This window comes from Clostridium beijerinckii (assembly GCF_018223745.1).
Taxonomy (GTDB): domain Bacteria; phylum Bacillota; class Clostridia; order Clostridiales; family Clostridiaceae; genus Clostridium; species Clostridium beijerinckii.
Genome location: NZ_CP073653.1, coordinates 1,315,596 through 1,339,666, shown reverse-complemented (window position 1 = coordinate 1,339,666; position 24,071 = coordinate 1,315,596). Strand labels below are relative to the sequence as shown.

Here is a 24,071-nt window from a genome sequence, read left to right as displayed (position 1 = left end):
TCATTCTAAATGCCGATTTAGAAATGCAGCTTTTTATTCGCTTCATGACATTACCCTCTTATTATTTAGATTTACTCCAATCACTTCCACTTATATCTTACTTCTAAGTATTCACCACCTCTGTCGTATCCTAATATGTTATATCCATTTTTGTTATATCCTTCTTTATCAAAACCTGCACTATTAAATCCATTTCTATCATATCCTTTTTTGTCGTATCCTTCTCTATCATACCCTTCCTCGTTATAATATGTCCCATTTCTATGCATTCCTCTTTTACCAAATCCATACTCATCATACTTCGTGCCATTTTTATGAAATCCTTTAGAATTAAAGCCATGTTCATCGTATCTTTTTAACGCCTTGAAGATATTCAAAAAATCACCTTCCAATTTTTTACTTCCAAAAATATTATATCAAGTATATCTTCATAAGTTAATACTATTATGTAAAATATAGGCAAATATTTTATTCCTTCTAGCTGATAATTCATATTCACATATATTGTTTATTTATACTAACTTTTTAGTATTATTTCTATCAATTATCAAATCAGGACAATTACTCACAAAGTTCTTTTTAATTCTAAATCACATAGTTAATCCTCTCGTAAAACGCGCAGCTTGCTCTGAACCTATAAAGCTTTTTACTGTCTATAACACTCCTCTGCTACTTGCATATTGAAATATTCTGCAACCTCAAACCAAAACAAACAAACAAAAAACGAGAGCACTTACGCACTCTCAGTTTTAAAAATATTTAAATTACAATAACTCTTTAGATTATACTTTCTATTATTCCGCCGCCAACTACTATTTCATCATCATAAAATACAACTGACTGACCTTTAGTTATTGCCCTTTGTTTTTCCTTAAAGATAACTTTCACCCTACCATTTGGAAGTGGTATTAAAGTCGCTTCTGCCGGTTTTGCAGAATATCTGATTTTCGCTGTAACTTCTATTTCTTTTTCTAGTTTATCAAAAGGAATAAAATTCACATCAGTTGCAATTAATTCTGTTTTGAAGATATCATCTTCAGAACCTAGTACAACTTCGTTGGTTTTAGCATTTATATTTGTTACAAATACTGGCCTTCCAAGTGAAAGTCCAAGTCCTTTTCTTTGTCCAATAGTATAATATACAATTCCTTTATGCTTACCTAGTATATTACCACTCTTATCGACAAAGTTACCTGGTTTAACCCTATTTGGTTCTGCTTCTGAAATATATTTCCCATGATTATTATCAGAAATGAAACATATTTCTTCACTATCCTTTTTATTATGAACAGCAAGACCAATTTCTTTCGCTATTTCTCTTATTTTTGTCTTTTCATAATCTCCACAAGGCATTAATGTATGTTCTAACTGATCTTGAGTAAAATTATATAAAGCATACGTTTGATCTTTTCTATCATCATCAGATCTGATTAAAAGATATCTATCATCTCGCTTTTCAATTTTAGCATAATGACCAGTAGCAACATAATCTGCCCCTATACCTCTTGCTCTTCTTAAAAGTTCATCAAACTTTAAATGTTTATTACATTCAATACAAGGGTTTGGAGTTTTTCCGTCTATGTATTCTTGAACAAATTTATCAATAACTTTTTCCTTAAAATAATCTCTAAAATTCAAAACATAAAATGGTATATCAAGTTTGTCGCATACTCTTCTTGCATCATCAACAGCAGAAAGGGAGCAGCAGCCCCCTTCCCTTTCTTCAAATTCCTCATCGTGCTGCCAAATCTGCATTGTAGCACCAATGACGTCATATCCCTGCTGTTTTAATAAATATGCAGCAACAGAACTATCTACACCACCACTCATACCTACTAAAACTTTTTTCTTCATAAATTCACCTATTACTCTTCTCCATGTACAGCAGCATGTAGATCTTCATCACTATGTTCTTCCATAGGTATTACTTCTAATCCATTTTTTGCTCTGTAATCATTTATAGCTTTATGAATTGCTTCTTCTGCAAGAACTGAACAATGCATTTTTACTGGTGGAAGACCATCTAAAGCTTCTGCAACTGCTTTGTTAGTTAATTCCCAAGCTTCATCTAATGTTTTCCCTTTAATTAATTCTGTAGCCATTGATGATGAAGCAATAGCTGATCCACATCCAAAAGTCTTAAATTTAACATCTTTAATGATATTATCTTCAACTTTTAAGTAGATTTTCATTATGTCTCCACACTTAGCGTTTCCAACTTCACCTACACCATTTGCATCTACTATTTCTCCAACGTTTCTTGGATTTTGGAAATGTTCCATTACTTTTTCACTGTATATCATATTAATTTTCCCCTTTCTTTAAAAAGTCATCCCATAATGGTGACATATTTCTTAATCTTTCAATAATTGGTGGTACAACTTCAAGAACATAATCTACATCTTCTTCTGTTGAACCTTCACCCATACTAAGTCTTAATGATCCGTGAGCAATTTCATGAGGAAGCCCGATTGCAAGTAATACATGTGATGGATCTAAAGAACCTGAAGTACAAGCACTACCGCTTGATGCACAAACCCCTTTAAAATCTAATGATAATAAAATCGATTCACCTTCAATAAATCTAAAACATACATTAACATTTCCAGGAAGTCTCTTATCTCCTCTTGGTCCATTTAATTTAGTGTATGGAACTTCAAGTAAACCAGCTATTAATTTTTCTCTTAACGCAGTTAATCTTTTCATATGCTCTTCTAAATTATTAGTAGCAAGTTCAAGAGCTTTACCAAGTCCAACGATAGAAGCAATATTTTCTGTACCTGCTCTTCTATTCTTTTCTTGAGCTCCACCGTGAATTAAATTATCAATTTTAATTCCCTTCTTTATATAAAGAACTCCAATACCTTTTGGTCCATAAATCTTATGACCTGCAAGTGATAACATATCTATATTCATTTCTTTAACATCAACAGGAACATTTCCAACAGCCTGAACTGCATCTGTATGGAAGAAAACTTTCTTTTCTCTACAGATTTCTCCAATTTCTTTTATAGGTTGAATTGTTCCTATTTCATTATTAGCAAACATAATACTTACTAAAATTGTCTTATCAGTTATAGCATTTCTTAAGTCATCTAAATTTATGAAACCTTCTTCATCAACATCTAAATATGTAACATCAAAGCCATTCTTCTCTAAGTATTCACAAGTATGAAGAACTGCATGATGCTCAATCTTAGTTGTTATTATATGGTTTCCTTTATTCTTATGAGCTGATGCAATACCTTTTATAGCCCAGTTATCAGCCTCTGATCCGCCACCTGTAAAATACACTTCATCAGGTAAACAGTTTAACGCCTCTGCTATCTGTTCTCTTGCCTTATCTATAGCTCTTTTTGTTTCTCTTGATATTCCATAAAATGAAGATGGGTTACCAAACTTTTCAGTAAAATAAGGAAGCATTTCTTCTAATACTTCTGGCTTTACATAAGTTGTAGCTGAATAATCCATATATACGTTCTTCATAATCATTCACTCCTATCCACTATCTTAATATTATTCTTATTGTTTTTAATTGTCTCATAATCATCAAGTATATCTTGTAATGTAATTGAGTTCATAACATCGTCTATGCTTCTTTTAATCTTCTCCCAAACTGCTTTGGTTGCACAGCAATCCGAGCTATCGCACTCAACACCATCAATACAATCTGCTATCTCAACTGGCCCTTCAAGAATAGTCATAATATCGCCAACCGTTATGTCTTTTGGCGGTTTACATAGAACATATCCACCTTGAGCACCTCTTATACTTCTAATCATATTAGCACGTCTAAGCGGGCTAAATAACTGTTCTAAATAGTATTCCGAAAGATTTTCTCTCTTTGATATAGTTTTTATTGAAACTGGGGCACCACCATAATTAGATGCTAAGTCAACCATAGCTCTAACTCCATATCTTCCTTTAGTTGAAAGTTTCATTATTTCTTCACCCCTTTTCGTTTTTTGTTGATATTTCTTTGTTTTTCTAGTATTATAAAAGATATATTAAATTCGCTTATATCTTACCAAAATACTCGGCTTTTGTCAAACGATAATTGCTATTATTTTTTTATTTCTGCCCAGTATTTCCTCAAACTCTCTTCATATTTATTATTTTGTTCATTATAATAAATCTTTCCAAGCAGTTCTTGCGGTAAATAACTCTGTTTTACATAATGATTAGGATAATCATGAGGATATTTATAGCCACCAACACCAAGGTTTGCTGCTCCAGAGTAATGAGCATCCTTTAAATGCATTGGAACATCTCCAAAGTTAATGTTTTCTAGATCACTCATAGCAGAATCTATAGCTAAGTATGCACTATTAGATTTAGGAAGCGTTGCTAAATATACAACTATTTCTGAAAGAATTATTCTTGCCTCCGGAAGTCCAACTTTTAATGAAAGTTCTATTCCAGAATTAACAACAGATAATGCATTTGGAAATGCAAGACCAATGTCTTCTGCTGCAATAACAGATATTCTTCTAATTATAGCAGTTAGATTTCCTCCTTTAATCAATCTAGCTAGATAGTGTACTGCTGCATTAGGGTCACTGCCCCTTATACTTTTTTGAAGAGCACTTAATAAATTATAAAATTCATCTCCACTAGAATCAGCCCGCATACTTGATTGGCCTAGACTTTCAATATATTCGCTCGAAATAACTCTAACCTGCTTAACCTGAGAGTTTACAGCCAGCTCTAAAATATTATAAGCCTTTCTATAATCACCTTGAGAGATTTCTCCAATATACTCCAGCGCCTCATCTGAATATTCTATTTCTATCCCTTCATCTATAAGCTTTTGTATAGATCTCTTAAGACCAACTATTATGTCACCTGTAGTTAGAGGCTTAAAAGAGAATATATTACATCTGCTTATTATAGCTTTGTGTATAACAAAATATGGATTTTCAGTTGTACTTGCAATCAAAGTTATTCTTCCATCTTCTATAAATTCTAACAATGCCTGCTGCTGCTTTTTGTTAAAATGTTGAAGTTCATCAATATACAAAACAACTCCATTATAATTTAATAAGCTATCTATATTATTAGTTATGTCCTGAATATCCTTAACTGATGCAACTGTTGCATTTAATTTATAAAATTTCTTATCTACATAATTAGCCATTATATTCGCCAAAGTTGTTTTTCCAGTTCCTGGTGGTCCGTAAAATATGCAATTACATATGTTTTTTCCAGCTATCAAGTTATATAATGGCTTTCCTTGCCCTAATATATGCTGCTGACCTACAAAATCTTCTAATTTATTAGGTCTCATTAAATCTGCTAATGGTCTCACCTTTCCCACTCCTTTCTGCAATTATCGTTTTAAAACGCAATCAAAAATAATAACAAATCTCACTTTAATCATTTTCTATCAGAGTAAAATCTCAGGCGACTACTGAGTAGGATACTTTTTATAGATCTGATTTTTAATCCCTACGACAAAAATCCAAATGACTAATATACTTCTTTTTTATTCTCTCTAAGAATTTAACACTCTTAATCAGTAACTTTCATAATTTATGCCATCAAAGAGTACAACGCCAAAAATTTGACTTTAATATAAACTTCTAGAGAATAAAAAAGTCTCAGCATATGCTCAAAGCAATTGATTCACTCGAAGCCTAAGATTTCAAATTTTCTATTTAGCAGCGGATATATCCCTAGCAAGGCCCTTCTTACTGCTATATTACTTATGCCTAACTCGAAATCTTCTTGATAGTTTTGAACTTCTTTTTTCTTTAATGCCTCTTAACTTATATATATTTTACAATTCACAATTCACAATGCACAATTACGTCTAGAATTCTTACAGTATTTTTAGAATTATGATGAAGATTTATTTTTACAATATATATAATAAACTTTATTTTATATAAAGTAACACTTTCCCCAATATTTTTCTTCGCTAGAAATAAAAATAGCGACAAGTAATATTATAGCAGATATAAAAAAATAAGAAAGCAGTAAGAATTCAAAATTCTTACTGCTTTGCTTCTGCTATTAATGAATAAGTATTACTATTACATTTGATTATAAAACTCTTAGTTTAATACAAATATAATTAATAATTCTTAAATCTTTATATTCGTCTATAAATTCAGCTATTAAGCTTGGAATGGTGTAGATTGTGAACTTACATAATATAATTGTCCTGTTTTAGGATTTAATAAAGAAATAACTGCTGTTACTGTTCCTTTAGTACCTGCTGTTACTTTATATTCAGCTAATCCAGTTTGTGTTATACCTACATCAGTTCCATCAGCTGTACTTATAGTTATATCTTTCTTAACAAGATAGTCAACACCATCTATATTATCAGGTTTTTCTTGTCCTAATTCTTCTTTAAACTTAGGTGCAAGTACTGCTGCTACGTTTATAGTTGCAGTTTTTTTATCATCACTAAGTACTGGTTTTATTTCAGGAATTACAGCTTCTTGTGCATATTTATTATCTATCGCAGCTTGCTCAGGATCTACTGTACTTCCGCCTGAGCTATGATGGCCTCCACCACCGCCTCCAGTTTTTGTAGTTGGAATAGTAGTTCCTGTTGTATCTGACGGATCATTTACTTTCACTGGAACACCAGCAGATGTGAATGCTAATGTTGGTGTCGGCTTCTTATCCCCTATAGCTTCTCCGCTTGCTGCAAAAGTATAAGTAACTCCATTGATTGTTACATTACCTGTTGCCATTGCTCCATTTGCTGCAAGATAATATACTTTTCCATTAACTTCAATTACTCCTGTTTGCATTGCTCCTGATGTTGATGCAAAATACCATACACCATTATCATTTATCCAACCTGTCTTCATTGCCCCTGATGATTGTAAATAATACCATGTACCTCTATCATTTACCCATCCAGTTTGCATTGCTCCTGATGCATTTGTATAGTACCATGTACCGCCATCATTTACCCAGCCTGTTCTCATTTCTCCTGATGGTTGCATATAGTACCATGTACCTCCGTCATTTGCCCATCCTGTTTTCATATACCCTGTTGAATCAAAATAATACCAATTTCCATCTATTGATCTCCAACCTGTAGAATATGAATTTCCTTCTGTATTCCACCAACCATTAGAATCTTGCTTCCATTCTGCTGATGCTCCAATTGGAGATAAAGTTGCTATTGTTAATGCTGCAACTACAGATGCAACTATTTTCCTTAATTTTAAACTTTTCATTATTATATTACCCTCCTTAAATACTCTTACTATTCAATTATAATAAAACTTAATTTGTTTATATCATCCTAATAAACAAATAACACCTTATATTGCCTACTCTTAATTTAGCCTTCTTCTAAGTTTAGGCAAAAACATAAGTAAACCTATGACAAATATTATTGCACCATAAACCAATAAAATATTAGAAAAATATTTTATCGTATAAGAAATTGTATCAACTAAATAAGCTTGGCTAATATTTATCTTTTCATAAGCTTTAAAAAAGTACGCACCACTAGAGATTGCTAACAATACTAGACCTGACGATAAAAATGCATTTCTTATGTATTTTAAGCTTGAATTAAAATCTCCGCCGTTTATTTTGATTAGCATTCCCATCAAAATAAACGGTAATATTATAAATAGCCAAAACAGTTTATAACTTATTGATGTGACTTTTGCTATCTTTTGAAGCTTACTAGAACCTAACATCTTATTTAAGTTTATTTTTTCAACTTCTTTATTAATATTATCCTCAGCTTCACTTTGTAATTTTTTTGTTATGTTTTCTAACTGACTTTTGGCACTTTTACTAACCCCAGGTTGATCTGTAGGATTTGTAATTTTACTATTTGATGATCCCTCACTTGAGTTTTTAACATCCCCCTGATTTTCTTGTGCAGGTGAATTATCATTGCTAGTATCGCTAGTAGTTTTCTCTGCTGTTGACCCAGTTGAATCATCATCAATTGTTATCCCATACCCAGCCAATATATTTAAAGCTTGCTCTTCAGTTATCCCTTTTTTTCTTGCCTTTTCAATAGCTTGTTCCTCAGTTAAACCTTTTTCTTTTAATATTTCCCTTACTCTAGCCTCTGCTTCTTCTTTAGACATTAGCTTTTCTACATTAATAGTATTTTGTCCTACTTGCGACTGTTCTTTATTAACAACCATATTACTGAACATAACAGGATGCCCACTATAGGCCATATTATCCAGCTTTATATTGCTATTATAAGACAAATCATTTTTATCAGATTTCAAATTACCAAATATAGATTGTAATATATCCGCAACTCTTTGCTTATATATTTCTGTATTTAAAGGTTTTATATTATTTTCTCCTGTTTCTAAATAATCAATTAAGCCAGAAATCATAGTATCAGCTTCTTTTCTTATGTCATCTTCTGTTATTATAGATTCCTTAATGTCATAATTAATATTTTTAGCACTTAATATAGCATCTATTTTATCATAAACTGATGTTGTAATTTGTTCATAAGTATTATTTTTATCAAGTATATTAGTATACGTATTTTTATTTAATACAATAGCCTTAAGAAATATAGATAATACTGCAAATATAATACTGCACACTAACAATATGGCAATAATAACACTGATGCTTTTTCTTGTCTTATTCATGCTAGTATATTAATCCTTCCTAATAAGATTAAAAAATTCTTACAAATCTAATTATTAAATTTATTTTTGTGATGGATTTTTTATTTCGCTTTTTTTATTATTAAAATCATTCCAAGTGAAATCTTTAGCCTTATCTATAACCTTTTGAAGATCCTCAGAATTAAGTTGAATTATAGTTTTACCTGATTTCTTAATAGTAGCACTTGTTCTTCCTTCAGCATCTTTTCCAAAAGCAACAGTTAAAGAGCTATTATAAGCACTAACAATACTAATTACTTTCTTTTCAGCCGCTGCTCTAGCAGTATCATCTGTTAATTTATCCATAGCTTGTACTTTTTTTGCAATTTCTATGAAATCATCTCTAAATCTCTCGAAATTCTCTTGGCTGCTAGTAGCTTTTTGTAAAATTTCTTTTACAGTAGCATCTTTATTGTTTTCAAATTTTTTTATTGCTTTATTAGCAACTTCAGAATCTCCAAACGTATCTTTAACATTGCCAATGAATTTATCAGTGACAACTGTATTGATTGGAGTATCTGCCTTTACCCCTTCAAATAGACCTGTTGGATTTGTTCCCTCAAGATATTGAGTTGCAATCATTTTTATTAGTAAATCAGTCTTACTAGTTGTTTGTGTGTCAGCTGCTAAAGCTCCTATAGATGTAGAACAAGCTACTACTAATCCAAGTGCTCCCATTGATAATAATTTTTTCATTTTCATTCTTATTTTTCCCCTTTCAATATTTTAACTATATTCTCTTCCAATAACAGTATACATATTCTATAATATATTATTTATGGGCTAATTACAATATTTTTTCCATGATATCCACTTATATGAATAGTTTTTCATTTAAAAATTACTATTTTTTTCAATTTTCTTATTCTAGATATTAATTAACCTTCCATCATTTATAATAATTTGAAATTTACATATTTAAATGGTAAATTATATATATGTATATTTCAAACTTCACATAGTTATACATATGCAATAACCTCAAACAAACTATTGTGAATTTTGAGCATAACTAATCAAGTATTATGAGGAGTGTTAAAATGAAAAATTTCAAACTAAAAAACTTAGTTTTTGTAGCTGCAATAACACTTGTAGCTACTGCTACTGTTGTGCTTCCTACAAAAGCATCAGCTGCTTGGAGACAAGCTGATAATAGTAGTTGGAGCTACAGCGACGGAGATGCTGCGGTATCCGGTTGGAAATCAATAAATGGAAATTGGTATTTCTTCGATTCAAATTCCGTAATGAAAACTGGCTGGGTTAATGATGGCGGTAAATGGTATTACCTAGCATCATCTGGCGAAATGAAAACTGGCTGGATTAGCGATGGCGGTAAATGGTATTATACTAATCCATCTGGAGATATGCAAACTGGCTGGCTTTTAAACAACGGAGCTTGGTATTACCTAAATTCATCTGGAGATATGAAAACTGGATTACTTGAATTAAACGGTAAAACTTATTATTTAAGTGACTCTGGAGCAATGAAAACAGGAACTATAACTATTAACGGAGTAAGTTATACTTTTGGTCAAAATGGCGAAAAAGTAAATGCATCTACAGCAAATCAAAATACTACTACGGGTACTACTAATACAACAACTTCTACTTCATCAGGAGGCTCAGGTGGTTCAGGAGGCAGTAGCTCTGGATCAAAAAATGATGACACTGACTCTTCATATGAATACTTATATGGGACTTGGACCGTTGGCGATCTCGTTTATAAAGGTAGTAACAATGACTCTATAGAATCATATGTCGGTGAACAATTTACAATCTCTAAAGATGGTATTACTGCTACACTTCCTGTTCTTGGCGTAACAACTATTAATCCTACTATTAAAGAAAGCTCAATGACAGCTTCTGAATTCAAATCAAAATGGAAGATTTCAGTTAGCGGCAATACTGTTAAACGCCTCCACATATCTTATAGTAGCTATTCTGCAGATATGTATATTACTGAAGATGATACAAAATATGTTTCAGTAAAAGGGGCTCTTTTTGAATTACAATAATAAAACTTGTTATTCTTGTATTTAGCTTTTAATCTAAAAAATAGGTACTTATTTATGTACAAGCATTTAACATAATCGTGAGCTCCATTTAGAAGATGGTTTTCTGAGTGCTAAAATATACAGTAAAAATAAACCTTTGGATAATGTAACATCCAAAGGTTTATTATATATATATGTTTCAATGCACAATGCACGATTCTCAATTCACAATCACAATGCACATTTCACAATTACGGCTAAAATTTTCCCAATATTTTTAGAATTATTATGAAAAATTATTTTTGCAACATATATATTTACTATTAATTATTCTCTTCTTAAAGATTCAACAGGATCTAATCTAGCAGCTTTATTAGCTGGTAATAGTCCAGCCAGAACGCTTATAGCAATACTTAATGTTAATCCAAAAGCAGCATATGACTTCTTTATCAAAACTAAATTGATTCCAAATAATTTAATTGACTTGATATTTATACCTCTCATTAATGCATATGCAAAGGCAAGTCCAATAATCCCACTGAAGCAGCCGATTAAGAACGCTTCTAAAACAAAAATCTTTCTTATATCCTTCCGACGCCCCCCTATGGCTTTAATTATGCCTATTTCTTTAGTTCGTTCTACAACACTAATATACATTATTACTACAATCATAATTGCAGATACTACCAAAGATACCGCCGAAATTCCTGATAGCACGTAAGTTAAAATACTTATCATAGAATTAAACATATTTAACATTTGCTCCTGCGAAGATCCTGAATATCCGAGTTCCTTAACCTTTTCTTTTATTCCGTCAGTATATTTTTCACTAGGTGTATTTAAATACATTACATTAGACTTTAATTCATATTTATTCTCTAAATACCAGTTTTCTAAATCTGAATAGTTTAAAAAGACAGACTTCATGATTGAAGTTAAATCTCCACCTGCTGTAGTATAAATTCCGCTTACAACAAATTCTTTTTTTAATACCTTTTGATTTACTAAAATGCTCAAAGTCACCTTTTTACCAATAACGTCTTCTCCAACTTTATCACTTATAGTTTTATTTATTAGTATCTCTCCGTCTTTAGGCAACGTTCCTTCCTTAAGATTTGATTCTGTTATATTTGAAGATATGGTTGAAAGCCTCATGACATTGCTTCCTTTTCCATTATAACTTAAAGAATCTGCTCCTAGAGATATTTCATTAAATCCCTTTTCTATAGAAGATACATTTTCTATTTCTGATAGCTTTTTTATATCTTCTTCTTTAAATGGAGTTTGTTTATTAATGTCAGGCTTCTGTATGGTTGCAATATCTAAATCAACCGTTTCAGAATCATCACTAGGCATGTTTACCTCTATTACTAGAGGATTAACATAACTATTCATAGTTCTATTAAAATAAGCCTTAATTCCATTTCCAAAAGCCAACATCAAAATAAGACTCATTATTCCTATACTTGAGCCTATAGAAATAAATATATTTCTTATTGCCTTTTCCTTCATATTAGTAAGTGCCAGCTTTATTGCATTAAAAGAATTTAAACTTTTCCCTCTTTTTCTGATGTATCTGCTTCCTTCATAGTTCTTCTCATCGCCAACAGCAGCTTCCAATTCAAAGGATTTATTATCCTCATTTATACTTCCATCAGCTATTTTAATTACTCTGCTGCAGCAAGATGCTACTTTTTCAGAATGAGTAACCATAATCACAAGTTTACCAGCTTTAGCTATACTCTTCATTATTTCTAGAACTTGCATTGATGTCTTTGAGTCTAGGCTTCCTGTAGGTTCGTCTGCAATAATTATTTCAGGATCATTCACTAATGCTCTTGCAATAGCTACCCTCTGTTTCTGCCCACCTGATAACTGGTTTGGCTTCTTATTTATATGATCTTTTAACCCAAGTTCTATTAACAATTCTTTTGCACGTTTAACTCTTTCTTTTTTCTTTACATTAGATAGCGTCATAGCTATTGCTACATTATTTAAAATAGATAAATGTGGTATTAAATTAAAGCTTTGAAATACAAACCCAATCTTATTTTTCCTATAATCATCGAGTTCTCTTTTCTTAAACTTTTTAATATTATCTCCGTTTACAAATAATTCTCCATTATATTTAGAATCCAATCCACCTATTAAATTCATTAATGTAGACTTACCACTACCTGATTCTCCTATAATCGCCACTAATTCATTTTTCTCAAAAGATAAATTAATATCTTTTAGCACATAAACTTTTTCACTACTTTTTACTTTATAATATTTGCTAATATTTTTTAAACTTAATATACTCATTATTTTCCTCTTTTACTAATTCAACTTAATTTCAAAACTTAAATAACTATACTCTTTAAGTAATCTGTAAATCCATCTCTAAGTTCTGAATTTCTTAATGCGTATTCTACTGTAGCTTTTAAGTATCCAAGTTTATCTCCAACATCATATCTTGTTCCTTCAAAGTTATATGAATAAATTGCTTCTTCTTTAAGCAATTCTAATAATGCATCTGTAAGCTGTATTTCATTACCTTTTCCAGGTTTAATTCTGCTTAATACCTCAAATATCTGTGGTGTTATTATGTACCTTCCAAGAATTGCAGTATTAGATAAAGCATCTTTAATATTTGGCTTTTCCACTAACCCCTTAACCTTAGACACTCTATCCTCAATTTTTATTCCATTAACTATTCCATACCTTGATACATGCTCTGGTTCTACTGCCTGCACTCCCAATATACTTGTTTTGTATTCACTATAGCAGTCCATAAGCTGTTTCAAACAAGGCTTTTGGTATTCATTTGTATAAACAATATCATCTCCAAGCAATACTGCAAAAGGTTCATTTCCTACAAATGCCCTAGCACAGTAAATAGCATGTCCTAACCCTTTTGGTTCCTTCTGTCTTATGTAGTGAATATTTGCCATACCTGATATATCCCTGACTATCTTTAATAAATCGTCCTTATTATTTTTAGCTAGTTCTGCTTCAAGTTCCACTGACTTATCAAAATGATTTTCAATGCATGTTTTATGCCTTCCAGTTATAATAAGAATTTCTTCAATTCCAGAAGCTATTGCTTCTTCCACAATATACTGAATTGCAGGTTTATCTACTATAGGAAGCATTTCCTTAGATTTTGCTTTAGTTGCTGGAAGAAACCTTGTGCCCAAGCCTGCCGCAGGAATTATCGCTTTTTTTATTTTTTTACTCATGATTATGTCCCCCATATTAGTCATCTTATCTTTTTTTGTCAATTATATCCTATTTATAGTATAACATGAAATTTTATTGTATTGTGAAATTATTTTAACAGCTGCTGAAATAAAGAGAATTTTAAATCAACCTTGACCTAATAAACTATAAAAACAAATATATAGATAGCCAATAAGAATTTAACTTATTAGATGAACATATTCACAAAATTGCCAGAACTTTAAGTTCATCTCTTCACTAGAAATCATAAATATATTTGCGTAGAAAACATTTGAAAATGAGCTGTTAAAGGTTCTTAGCTGTAGGTTGTTCCACTTTAGCTTGTCAAACTGAAAGTTGGAGCATGCTAAAGTGGATACAACCTGCCGCTTAGAATCTTCAGCGATATTTTCATAGATTTTCGGAACAAAATATTTATGATTTCGGCAAGCTACCACATAAATTTAGTTTTAGATTTGGATATCTATAAAGAAAAAAGCACGTAATTTTTTAACTACGTACTTTTTCCTTTAAGACCTTTTCCTTTTATAAATTTTATAATAAGAAAAATAAAATAAGCCTAATCCAATCATTGCTCCCATAAAATCAACTAAAATATCACTAACTAATGAAGTCCTTCCTGGTATAAAAGATTGATGGAACTCATCAGTTACAGCATAAAATAAACAAATAAACAATATGTAAATTATCATACCTTTTCCATTTTTATTATAAGAGAAAAGTGCACCGCAAACTAGAATTGCTAGTACCATATACATAAATGCATGAGCATTTTTCCTTACTATATGATCTAAATTACTTGCTTCTTCCTGCTGAACATTAATGCTATTCTTATTTACTTGGGAACTATCACTACTGCTTACTGCCTTATCTTTATTTTCAGCTTGTGATTTTTCTTGATTTCTTTGAGCATTTTCAATTATATTAACCACCTTAGTGCTTTGTTCATGAGAAATTGTTCCGTTATTTCCTGACATATAAAATATAAATCCCATCCAGAACAAACATAAAAGTATAACGATTTTTTTCAAGTGACCACCTCTTTTTAATTAGACCATTTGTGAATTCTATTTCAATAGTGTTAATAGTTATCTTATATTATACCCCATATATCACTTGCTTAAAACAAAATCTGCACTAAACATAATTTAGTGCAGTAATTTTATATAATTATAATTTTCAATCTCACCATCTAACTTATAATAAAATTTATTCTTCTAAAAGGCGTTGTATCAAGTTAAAAATTGCTTCTGCACTGTTAAAATTTTCAGGAATTATTTCAATTGCAGGAACTTCGATATCATATTCATCATCAATTACATTAACAATTTCAACAATATCAAACGAATCCAAAATACCTTCATCAACTAAAGTTGTACATGTCCCAAAATCAACATCATCTCTAACACCTTGTAATAATTCAATTAACTTCTCCATAATATATCTCTCCTTCATTGTATGATTTTACATATTATATAAACATATTTGTAAATTTAATAAAACTCTAAGTTCATATCTTCACTAGAAATTATAAATATATTTGTGTAGAAAACATTTGAAAATGAGTTGTTAAAGGTTCTTAGCGGTAGGTTGTTCCATTTTAGCTTGTGAAGTGAGAGTCCAAAATTTTATTTTGGGTTCTCGAACTTCCTCAGCGAATGTAATGAGTCGAGCTTCCCTAGGAAAGTTGGCGCATGCTAAAGTGGATGCAACCTGCTGCTTAGAACCTTTCAGCGATATTTTCATAGTTTTTCGGAATCAAAATATTTATAATTTCGGTAAGTTACAGCATAAATCTAAATTTAATGTTGTTTATTTATTTTATATATTCTTCTATTAGCTTTTTACGATCAATTTTTCCATTCATATTGAGTGGCATACTGCTTCTATTATAGCAGACATTAGGCAGCATATAACGAGGCAGCTTTTTCTTCAAATTCTGTGATAGTTTTTTAGTCTCAAGGCTTCCTGAATATACAGCAACAATTTGATCACTTTCTTTATTATATAGGCAGCAACACATATCCACGCCTTCTAATGCACTCATTGCATTTTCTATTTCACCTAATTCTATTCTATTTCCCATATGTTTTATTTGAAAGTCTTTACGTGAAACATAAACTAATTCTCTATTCTCATTCCAGTAAACTAAATCTCCTGTACAATAAACAGTTTCAGGATAGTTCTTATTTAGTGGATTTTGAATAAATGCTTCCCTTGTTTTTTCTGGATTATTATAATATCCACAAGCCAAGAAAGATCCACGAATTAACAATTCTCCAACTTTTCCACATTCTTCAACAAGTTGTCCATCTTCATCAACAACCAGAGCATCTACATTATCACATGGTACCCCTATAGGAATAGGTTCATCATCATTAAACTCTCTGTCAACTATATAGTATATTCCTATATCTGTAATCTCAGTTGGTCCAAACAAATTTGCATATACTGCATCAGGAACATGTCTACGCCATATATTAAGCTGTTTAGTAGGCATTGTCTCTCCTGCAAATAAAATCTTCTTTAAATGAGGCAACTCAATGACATCTAAAGCTCCTAAATTAGCCACTATGCTTAATGCAGATGGAACCCAATAAATTGTGTTAACCTCTTTTTCATTTAAAAATTCAAGTAGCTTTACTGGAAACGAAAATAACATTTTAGGAATAATGTATAATGTTGCTCCACTTCTAATAGTTGCAAATATATCTAATACAGACATACTAAAATAAAATGGTGTCTGATTTCCAAAAGTAGTATTCTCATCCAACTCAAAAGTTTTAACTACCCAGTCTGCATAATCAATTACAGATCTATGGCATACAATGACACCTTTTGGAATTCCTGTTGACCCGCTTGTAAAAAGAATGTACAAAGGATCAGTATCAATCATTTGTCTTCTTGCAGTCACTAATTTTTCTTCATTTTTTGGTAACATATAAATTTCATCGTACAATACCTTTATGCAATCTGTTTCTATAAGCGAAAGATATTTTTCTGTTTTATTATCATAAATTATAGCAGCTGGCTTCAATGTATCTAATATTATGTTAATACGCTCTACAGGCATTTGAGCATCCAGTGGAACATAAAAACAACCTGCATATGCTACCCCCATAAATGCTGAAATATTTCGCGCGCCTTTTTCCATATAGACAACAACAGCTTTATGCATACCTATGTTTTCTATCAAAAAACTCCCAATACTTTTAGATTCTTCAACTAATTCATGATAAGTTAATTTATATTTACCATCAGAAAAAGCAACTTTATTAGGAAATTTCTTTTCTGATTTTTCAAGATAAGATAAAATGCTTTTTTCCATAATATTTCCTCCATAATCTATTTTTTCATAGCTTACTTTACATTATCTTTTATATGACTCTTCTTTGGAAACATCTTCATCATAATGACGAATTGCTTCATTATTATTAGATCCTTTTGCTCTGGCATTTACTCGTATTTTAAACTTCTTATAGGACTTTGAATCAAAAACGAAATCTGGATTTTTATCATAATCTCGTATAATATGCTCCTGCCCAGTTTCTGAATCCAGTAATACAAATTGGTATTCTGGTGTAACTTTAGATCCATGAAGAGAATCCCCTGATAGTGTTATAATACTACCATTCTTTTTCCAATTAAACCACGCAGATGAAACATAATCTATTGATGCATAATATTCATCTTGTTTATAAAAATATTTGCTCATATCATCACCATTTTGGCGCTTCTTTATGAAAGCTGCTAAAGACTTAGAAAAAGCCTCTGCTCCTTTAGTATTCAAATGCTCAGTATCAGCAAGATAGTCATTTTTAAGCTTAAACAATTCTGGCTTTATTAAGTTATAATTGTAATATTGAATATTTAAGTTCTTTGCTATCTCTGCCACCTTATTATCAAATTCAAAGTAATTTTTTACTCTAAGGATTTGAAATGTAGGAAATGGTGTTGTTAAAAGAATTAACTCACAATTATTTTCCTTACATAATTCAGATATCTTCTTTAAATATTCAGTATCTTTTGAGTTTATATCACCTATATTTTTATTAGCCGGAGGTAATTTTAGATTATCGTAATTTAAAGTTCCTTTTTGATCACTAGGATCAACCTTATTGAATCCTTTTCCTACATAGCCACTCTTATTGTTTTCCATAGCTTCTACTTGTCCCGGTTTTGGATAATCTGTATAAAAAGAATCAAATTTTCCATAAATATTGTTTACTACATCAAGAGGTGATTTTACATCATATCCACGCCACGGAAATAGCCTGTCTAAATAAGAACCATCTTGGGACGATGAAAAATAATATTCAAGCTTATTTAAAAATGATTTCATATATAAAGAAACTGAAAGAAATACTATTGGCTTTTCTTCCTTGCTAGTAAAATTATCTGGATCAACCGTTAAAACAATTAGTTTAGGTTTATGGTAAGAAAATAATTCTTTCAATGAATAGTAAGTACCCACAAACATTTGCTGAGAAAATGCATAATTAAAAGTATTTTCCCCCAATTCCTTATCCATAATATACGGATTAATATCTCTTTGAGATAGTGAGGCACCTGCAAATACCACATCAAAATCTTTTTTCTCAGAATACATTTCACGCATTGTCATTCGTGAATAATTTCCCTTTGGCACAAGGGCAAATGCTAAGCCATAACTTAAAATAATAAATACCATTATAAATATGATTCCACTAAACCATTTATATTTAAAATTGTGCATACATAAATCCTCCTAGAAGATTTCCAGAACTAGCATCAAAGCTTATGACAGCAAAAATTAATGCATAAAATACTGCCCACCTAAAAACTAAATTTTGCTTAGATAAAAATTCACGTATCTTTACTCCTCTTTCTTGTAATACACTTACTGCAAACAAAATAACCGTTGCCCAAAATAAAATTCTAAAATCCTGTTCTTTAAGTCCAAGTTTATAAATTGTACCATCAAGTAATTGCGTAATTTTAAAATTTGCTACGGTATTATGTAACATATAAAGTGAAGAGTTAAGATTACTTGCTCTATCAAAATACCATCCTAAATTTACAATAAAAAATGTTCTTAATATCCTAAACAAGTGATATGAGAAGCATTCCGTATTTACTTTAGTTACTCTTTTTAACCATTCATAAAACGGTTCTAGAATCGTGCTAAAGGCAATAACAATTCCATTATATAATCCCCACGCTACGTAATGCCAATAAGCTCCATGCCAAATGCCAACAACTAAAAATACCACTAAGTTAGAAAATACAACCGGAATAGTCCTTCCTGCTTTCCTTCCAAGATGTTTATTGGCTAGTTTTGATACCTTAGACATTTTCTTTGAAAGAGCTAGAGGGTAAAATATATAATCGCGCATCCAAGCACCTAAGGTAATATGCCATCTGCGCCAAAATTCTGATAGTGAGGTTGAAAAATACGGTCTTCTAAAATTCACAGCCATATTTATTCCAAGCAATTCAGAGATCCCCATAGCAACATCAATTCCGCCTGAAAAATCTGCATATTGCTGTAATGAATAGAATAAAACTCCTACTACTGTGATTGCACCACCATAATTATCATAGTTCTTAAATGTTTCATTAACTAATGTGATTGCTCTATCTGCAATTACCATCTTCTTAAAAAGCCCCCATAAAATCAATTGGAGACCATATTTAAATTTCTGCCAATCAAACCTGTGAGTTTTATATAACTGTTCTGATAATTTATCAAATCTATTAATAGGGCCTTGTACAATTTGAGGAAAAAATGAAATAAACAGTGCAAATTTAAATAAGTTTTTTTCTGCTTTATATTTTCCATTATATACATCAATTAGGTATCCCATGGACTGAAAAGTATAAAAAGATATTCCTAATGGTAGCAACAAATCCAACTTCATTGGAACTGTTCCATGATGCGTTACCATGTTAAACAATCCAACAATGTTTTTTGATAGAAAATCAAAATATTTTAAAAACGCTAAAATTCCAAAATTACTTAATAAAACACACCAGAAAATTATTCTCTGCTTCCTCTTTGCCAGAGCCTTTATTTGTTTCTTATTTTCAGGTGTCAGTGTTTCTTTTTTTTCAGTTAATTCAATTTTCATATTTTCGCTAATTTTACTTATAATAATTGTTCCAACCCAGACTGTCAAAGTCGTAAAAACTATATATCCAACGGTCTTTATACCAGCAGATATATAAAAAATATAACTTCCAATAAGTAAACATATCCATTGAACCTTCTTAGGTAAAATATAGTATGCCAAAATCAATATAACAAAAAAAATACAAAAATTAAATTGCAAAAACGACATTATTCCACATCCTTATAAAGAGATTAATATACATGTTTCAAAAAGTTTAATTCATAAAAATTCATCTTAAACTATATACTACAATTCACAATTCACAATGCACAGTTCACAATGCACAATTACGGATAAAATTCTTGCAATATTTTTAGAATTATGATGAAAAATCATTTTTTCAATATATAGTTTTATAAAGAATGAATTATACTATTTAAAGCTTATATATGGCAAAAAATATTTAATATCCAAACATTTTTTATTATAGCACTTTATAACATTTGTTCCATACATAAACTAATAAATATAAGAATTTTTTAATACTTTTGTATAGATACCCCAACTAAGACCTGAACTTATGCATATAACTCGCCGAAATGAATAATATACTTTTATTCCAGTTTCCAGGTAATTTTGATGGGTGATTCTAAGGCTATAAAGTTGCACCAAAATGCTAGCCTCACAGAACAAGCTGTGAACTAGCACATTTGGAACAGTTCAAAGGAAACTCGACTCACTTCGTTCACTGAGTAATTTCAATTGACCAAATCATAGATTTGGAATTTCAATTAAGAATCACATCCATCAAAATTACCAATGAAACATTCCACAAAAGTATATTACCCATTTCTAGTTGGGATATATTTCATAGTATAAATCTAACTTATAATTGGCTTATCTATATAGATAAACAATTTAAGAATTCAACTTATTAGATAAATGTATTTACAAATTTACTAAAACTTTAAGTTCATATCTTCACTAGAAATCATAAATATATTTGTGAAGAAAACATTTGAAAATGAGCTGTTAAAGGTTCTTAGCTGTAGGTTGTTCCATTTTAGCTTGTGAAGTGAGAGTCCAAAATTTTATTTTGGGTTCTCGAACTTCCTCAGCGAATGTAATGAGTCGAGCTTCCCTCGGAAAGTTGGAGCATGCTAAAGTGGCTACAACCTGCTGCTTAGAACCTTCAGCGATATTTTCATAGCTTTTCGGAATCAAAATATTTATGATTTCGGCGAGTTATATGCATAAGTTGGGGTATCTATAGTCCACATATTATTCCACAAAAAATACGTTGTATCGACGGTAAGTGGTATAACTGCCTGTACAACGCATTGATATTTCATATGTATATTGAAAATATTTTTATTTATGTAATATCCTGATTTAAATTTCAGTGTGAAACTATATATTAATTTTGGATTATTTTTTAATCCATATTTAATTCTGGCTTCCATATGGTTAATTGATTCTTTCCATTTCGTTTTGATTTTAATGATGCTTTATCTGCATTTTTTATTAACATTTCCTTATCATAATTGACATCAACTAAAGAGCTAATTCCTACACTAATAGTAATATTAAAAGTGTTAGATATAGACTTAGATTTGCTTAGTCCAACTTTTTCAGAAATCCACTTCTTAAAGATATTAGAATTAAATAATTTTTCCGATTTAAACATGCTTTCTTTTATCACTTCTACATCTAATGCTGTTTCTTCTGTTTCTTCTGTTTCTTCTTCCTCTTTATCACCAATTTCAAATTTATAATCACTAATAATATTTTTTATTTGCTCCATAATAACCCCTGCATCTTCACTATTAGTATAAGGCAAAATTATCGTGAATTCATCTCCACCATATCTAAATATAACATCTTCATCACGTAGAATGCTTCGCATAACTTCTACAACCTTTTTTAAAAGAAGATCCCCTACTGGATGTCCATGAGTATCATTATATTTTTTAAAATTATCTATATCAATCATTGCCATAGATAGATCATTCTCATCCTTTTGAACTTTTCTAATATATTCATCAAGCATATTTTGAAAATAACGATGATTATAGACTCCTGTAAGTCCATCTCTTGTAGCTAATCTTTCTACATTTTTGTATAAAAAGGCATTTTCTAGTGCACTTGTCAAAGGTGTTATAGTTCCATTTATAAGTTCAATTTCTTCTATTGTTAATTCATTTTTTGTGTTTATATGTAAAATACCTATACAACTTTCTTTTGATAATAATGGGATGGAATATATGTATCCTTTATCTGCTTTTAATTCAGCCATATGTTTCTTTTTAAAAGCTTCTTCCACAGTTCCACTAAACTCCAAACCTTTTTTATCATCCCCATAAGATGAAATAACATTAATCTTATTTTCATCCACTTTATCAAATATACCTAAAGTACATGAATGAACTTCTATAATCTCAGTTACTATCTTAATACCCATATTAGATACCTCTTCCAAATCCATAGATGAGGTTATTCTTTTAGTTAGCTCAAACAGTCTTTGATTATTTTGATTTTCTTTTTGAAGCTTAGCAGTTAATTGGGCATTATTTATAGCAAGTCCAATTTCTCCAGATATAGTATTAATCAATTTAAAATCTGATTCTCCAAAATCCGAATCTTTTTTACTTCCTAAAACTAATACACCCAATATTTTTTCATGCATTTTTATAGGAATTGTAATCTGGGCTCTTGTATCACTTATGCACCGTATATATCTAAAATCCTTTTGAACATCATCTGTGAGTAACCCCTGTTCTTTATAAAATGTCCATCCAACAAGACCTTCACCTATTCTGAAAGTTGTCTTTTCTAACTCTTCATATAAAACATTAGAATGTGATTTCAGTTTAAGTTCATCTTTTTCTAACAAAAATATTAATCCAAAATCTGCATTTGTGTGAGTTACAAGACGAGCTAATATAGTATCTAATAACTCTTGTATAGATGCCATATTATATATAGCAAATGCTGTATCATATAAAATACTATTTTCAAATTTTAATATTCTTATACTTCTATTTATTTTATCTATTTCATTGAATAGAGATTCTCCATCTATTAATTTAACATCATTAGAATATTTTCTATCTCCAATATTTAAATTACTTTTCATTTGTTTTAATTTTATATATGCTCTTATAATTTTATTTACAATAATGGCCAATAATAAAATAATAGTAAACATAAAATAAATAAAATTGCTAATTTCCCATTTTTCAAAGGATATAATTATTTTTTGCTGCACTAAAATAATAAATAATGTAGGCATTAATATGGCAATAATACTAAAGATTAGATACAGTTTAAATGTAAAGCTTTTACTCACTATTAAATCTCCCTTTTCGATATAATATATGTTTCAATTCACAATGCACAGTTTTCAATCTACAATTCACAGTTTTTCAATGCACAATTCACATTTTCAATTTACAGTTCACAAGCCACAGTTCATAATTTTCAATGCATAGTTCACAATTACTGCTAGAATTCTTGCAGTACATATTCAATTTAATAAATATTAATCAAATAAGTACTTGTATTCATTTCTATGTCCTCAATAAATTCAGATATTGAATTTTCACAATACACGGCAAGATCAATATCACTTTTTAATAAATTATCCCCTCTTGCTCTAGATCCAAAGAGAATAACTTTATTAATACTTTTATGCTTATGGCATATATCAAATATATCATCAACAATTTTCTGTTCTAAATTCAAACTTATCTCTCCTTTGGCTTGTTACACTTAACATACATAATATTATAACCTATAAATTATTTACTTAAAACAATAAATGTACTAAGTACTCTTTTATGGCTGTCACTATTAACTTCTGCCATAATATATTTTATATAAATTTTCATTCATCTATCTCAAACCCTTATGTTTCCTATAAATATTTACATATTTAAATATTTTCCTAGGTAAATATTTTTCTATAAACATACTTACCTAGAAAAATATATTCCCATAAACCTATTTTCCTAGAAACATTTAAACCTATTTTTATTCTAAAATATGAACCTAGAAACCTATGAATATATAAAAAAATTTAAATTTTTTCATATTAAAGTATTTATATATTTTAATATTTGCATATATCTTAT

General features: G+C 30.2%; 19 protein-coding genes. 1 reads left to right on the top strand and 18 read right to left on the bottom strand.

Features of this window, described 5'->3' with window-relative positions:
• Positions 1-80: 80 nt before the first annotated feature.
• The 9 genes from KEC93_RS06155 to KEC93_RS06115 all read right to left on the bottom strand — a co-directional run bounded on the left by KEC93_RS06155 (position 81) and on the right by KEC93_RS06115 (position 9,329).
• A complete protein-coding gene (locus tag KEC93_RS06155) occupies positions 81-392 on the bottom strand; it encodes a hypothetical protein (protein WP_241394019.1) in 312 nt (103 codons plus the stop codon).
• A gap of 385 nt (positions 393-777) precedes the next feature.
• Positions 778-1,854, bottom strand: coding sequence for a tRNA 2-thiouridine(34) synthase MnmA (mnmA, locus tag KEC93_RS06150; protein WP_077868350.1), 1,077 nt, complete (start codon positions 1,852-1,854; stop codon positions 778-780).
• Between the two features lie 11 nt (positions 1,855-1,865).
• Entirely contained in the window at positions 1,866-2,303 is a 438-nt protein-coding gene (gene nifU / locus KEC93_RS06145; protein WP_011968440.1) for a Fe-S cluster assembly scaffold protein NifU, read from the bottom strand.
• A gap of 1 nt (position 2,304) precedes the next feature.
• Entirely contained in the window at positions 2,305-3,486 is a 1,182-nt protein-coding gene (nifS, locus tag KEC93_RS06140) for a cysteine desulfurase NifS (protein ID WP_039772333.1), read from the bottom strand.
• A gap of 2 nt (positions 3,487-3,488) precedes the next feature.
• Positions 3,489-3,941, bottom strand: coding sequence for an RrF2 family transcriptional regulator (locus KEC93_RS06135; RefSeq protein ID WP_039772335.1), 453 nt, complete (start codon positions 3,939-3,941; stop codon positions 3,489-3,491).
• 122 nt (positions 3,942-4,063) lie between these two features.
• Positions 4,064-5,308, bottom strand: a complete 1,245-nt coding sequence (locus KEC93_RS06130; protein ID WP_077868349.1) for a replication-associated recombination protein A — start codon at positions 5,306-5,308, stop codon at positions 4,064-4,066.
• Positions 5,309-6,119: 811 nt separating this feature from the next.
• Positions 6,120-7,202, bottom strand: a complete 1,083-nt coding sequence (locus KEC93_RS06125; RefSeq protein WP_077868348.1) for a cell wall-binding repeat-containing protein — start codon at positions 7,200-7,202, stop codon at positions 6,120-6,122.
• A 102-nt stretch (positions 7,203-7,304) separates the two neighbouring features.
• A complete protein-coding gene (locus tag KEC93_RS06120) occupies positions 7,305-8,609 on the bottom strand; it encodes a hypothetical protein (protein ID WP_077868347.1) in 1,305 nt (434 codons plus the stop codon).
• A gap of 60 nt (positions 8,610-8,669) precedes the next feature.
• Positions 8,670-9,329 (bottom strand): hypothetical protein, encoded by a 660-nt coding sequence (locus KEC93_RS06115; RefSeq protein WP_077868346.1) that lies wholly within the window; start codon positions 9,327-9,329, stop codon positions 8,670-8,672.
• Between the two features lie 338 nt (positions 9,330-9,667).
• On the opposite strand from KEC93_RS06115, the gene KEC93_RS06110 reads away from it, so the two are divergent.
• The gene (locus KEC93_RS06110; RefSeq protein ID WP_077868345.1) at positions 9,668-10,642 is read left to right on the top strand and encodes a PspC-like choline-binding domain-containing protein; all 975 of its coding nucleotides are present in this window, start codon (positions 9,668-9,670) and stop codon (positions 10,640-10,642) included.
• 306 nt (positions 10,643-10,948) lie between these two features.
• On the opposite strand, the gene KEC93_RS06105 is transcribed toward KEC93_RS06110, so the two are convergent.
• The 9 genes from KEC93_RS06105 to KEC93_RS06065 all read right to left on the bottom strand — a co-directional run bounded on the left by KEC93_RS06105 (position 10,949) and on the right by KEC93_RS06065 (position 23,682).
• Complete coding sequence (locus tag KEC93_RS06105) at positions 10,949-12,928, bottom strand: ABC transporter ATP-binding protein/permease (RefSeq protein WP_077868344.1); 1,980 nt, start codon at positions 12,926-12,928, stop codon at positions 10,949-10,951.
• Between the two features lie 38 nt (positions 12,929-12,966).
• Positions 12,967-13,845: a UTP--glucose-1-phosphate uridylyltransferase GalU gene (gene galU, locus KEC93_RS06100; RefSeq protein ID WP_077868343.1), complete on the bottom strand. Its 879-nt coding sequence runs from the start codon at positions 13,843-13,845 to the stop codon at positions 12,967-12,969.
• 510 nt (positions 13,846-14,355) lie between these two features.
• Entirely contained in the window at positions 14,356-14,877 is a 522-nt protein-coding gene (locus tag KEC93_RS06095; RefSeq protein ID WP_077868342.1) for a VanZ family protein, read from the bottom strand.
• 178 nt (positions 14,878-15,055) lie between these two features.
• Entirely contained in the window at positions 15,056-15,283 is a 228-nt protein-coding gene (locus KEC93_RS06090; protein WP_017210807.1) for an acyl carrier protein, read from the bottom strand.
• A 379-nt stretch (positions 15,284-15,662) separates the two neighbouring features.
• Positions 15,663-17,174, bottom strand: a complete 1,512-nt coding sequence (locus KEC93_RS06085; protein WP_077868341.1) for an amino acid adenylation domain-containing protein — start codon at positions 17,172-17,174, stop codon at positions 15,663-15,665.
• 42 nt (positions 17,175-17,216) lie between these two features.
• Positions 17,217-18,581 (bottom strand): SGNH/GDSL hydrolase family protein, encoded by a 1,365-nt coding sequence (locus KEC93_RS06080; RefSeq protein WP_077868340.1) that lies wholly within the window; start codon positions 18,579-18,581, stop codon positions 17,217-17,219.
• Positions 18,568-20,166, bottom strand: coding sequence for an MBOAT family O-acyltransferase (locus KEC93_RS06075; RefSeq protein ID WP_077868339.1), 1,599 nt, complete (start codon positions 20,164-20,166; stop codon positions 18,568-18,570). The genes KEC93_RS06080 and KEC93_RS06075 overlap by 14 nt, the downstream gene beginning before the upstream one ends.
• Positions 20,167-21,373: 1,207 nt before the next feature.
• On the bottom strand, positions 21,374-23,146 hold the full coding sequence (locus KEC93_RS06070) for a diguanylate cyclase (RefSeq protein ID WP_242960324.1): 1,773 nt from the start codon (positions 23,144-23,146) through the stop codon (positions 21,374-21,376).
• Between the two features lie 323 nt (positions 23,147-23,469).
• Positions 23,470-23,682: a nucleotidyltransferase domain-containing protein gene (locus KEC93_RS06065; RefSeq protein ID WP_172462737.1), complete on the bottom strand. Its 213-nt coding sequence runs from the start codon at positions 23,680-23,682 to the stop codon at positions 23,470-23,472.
• Positions 23,683-24,071 lie beyond the last annotated feature (389 nt).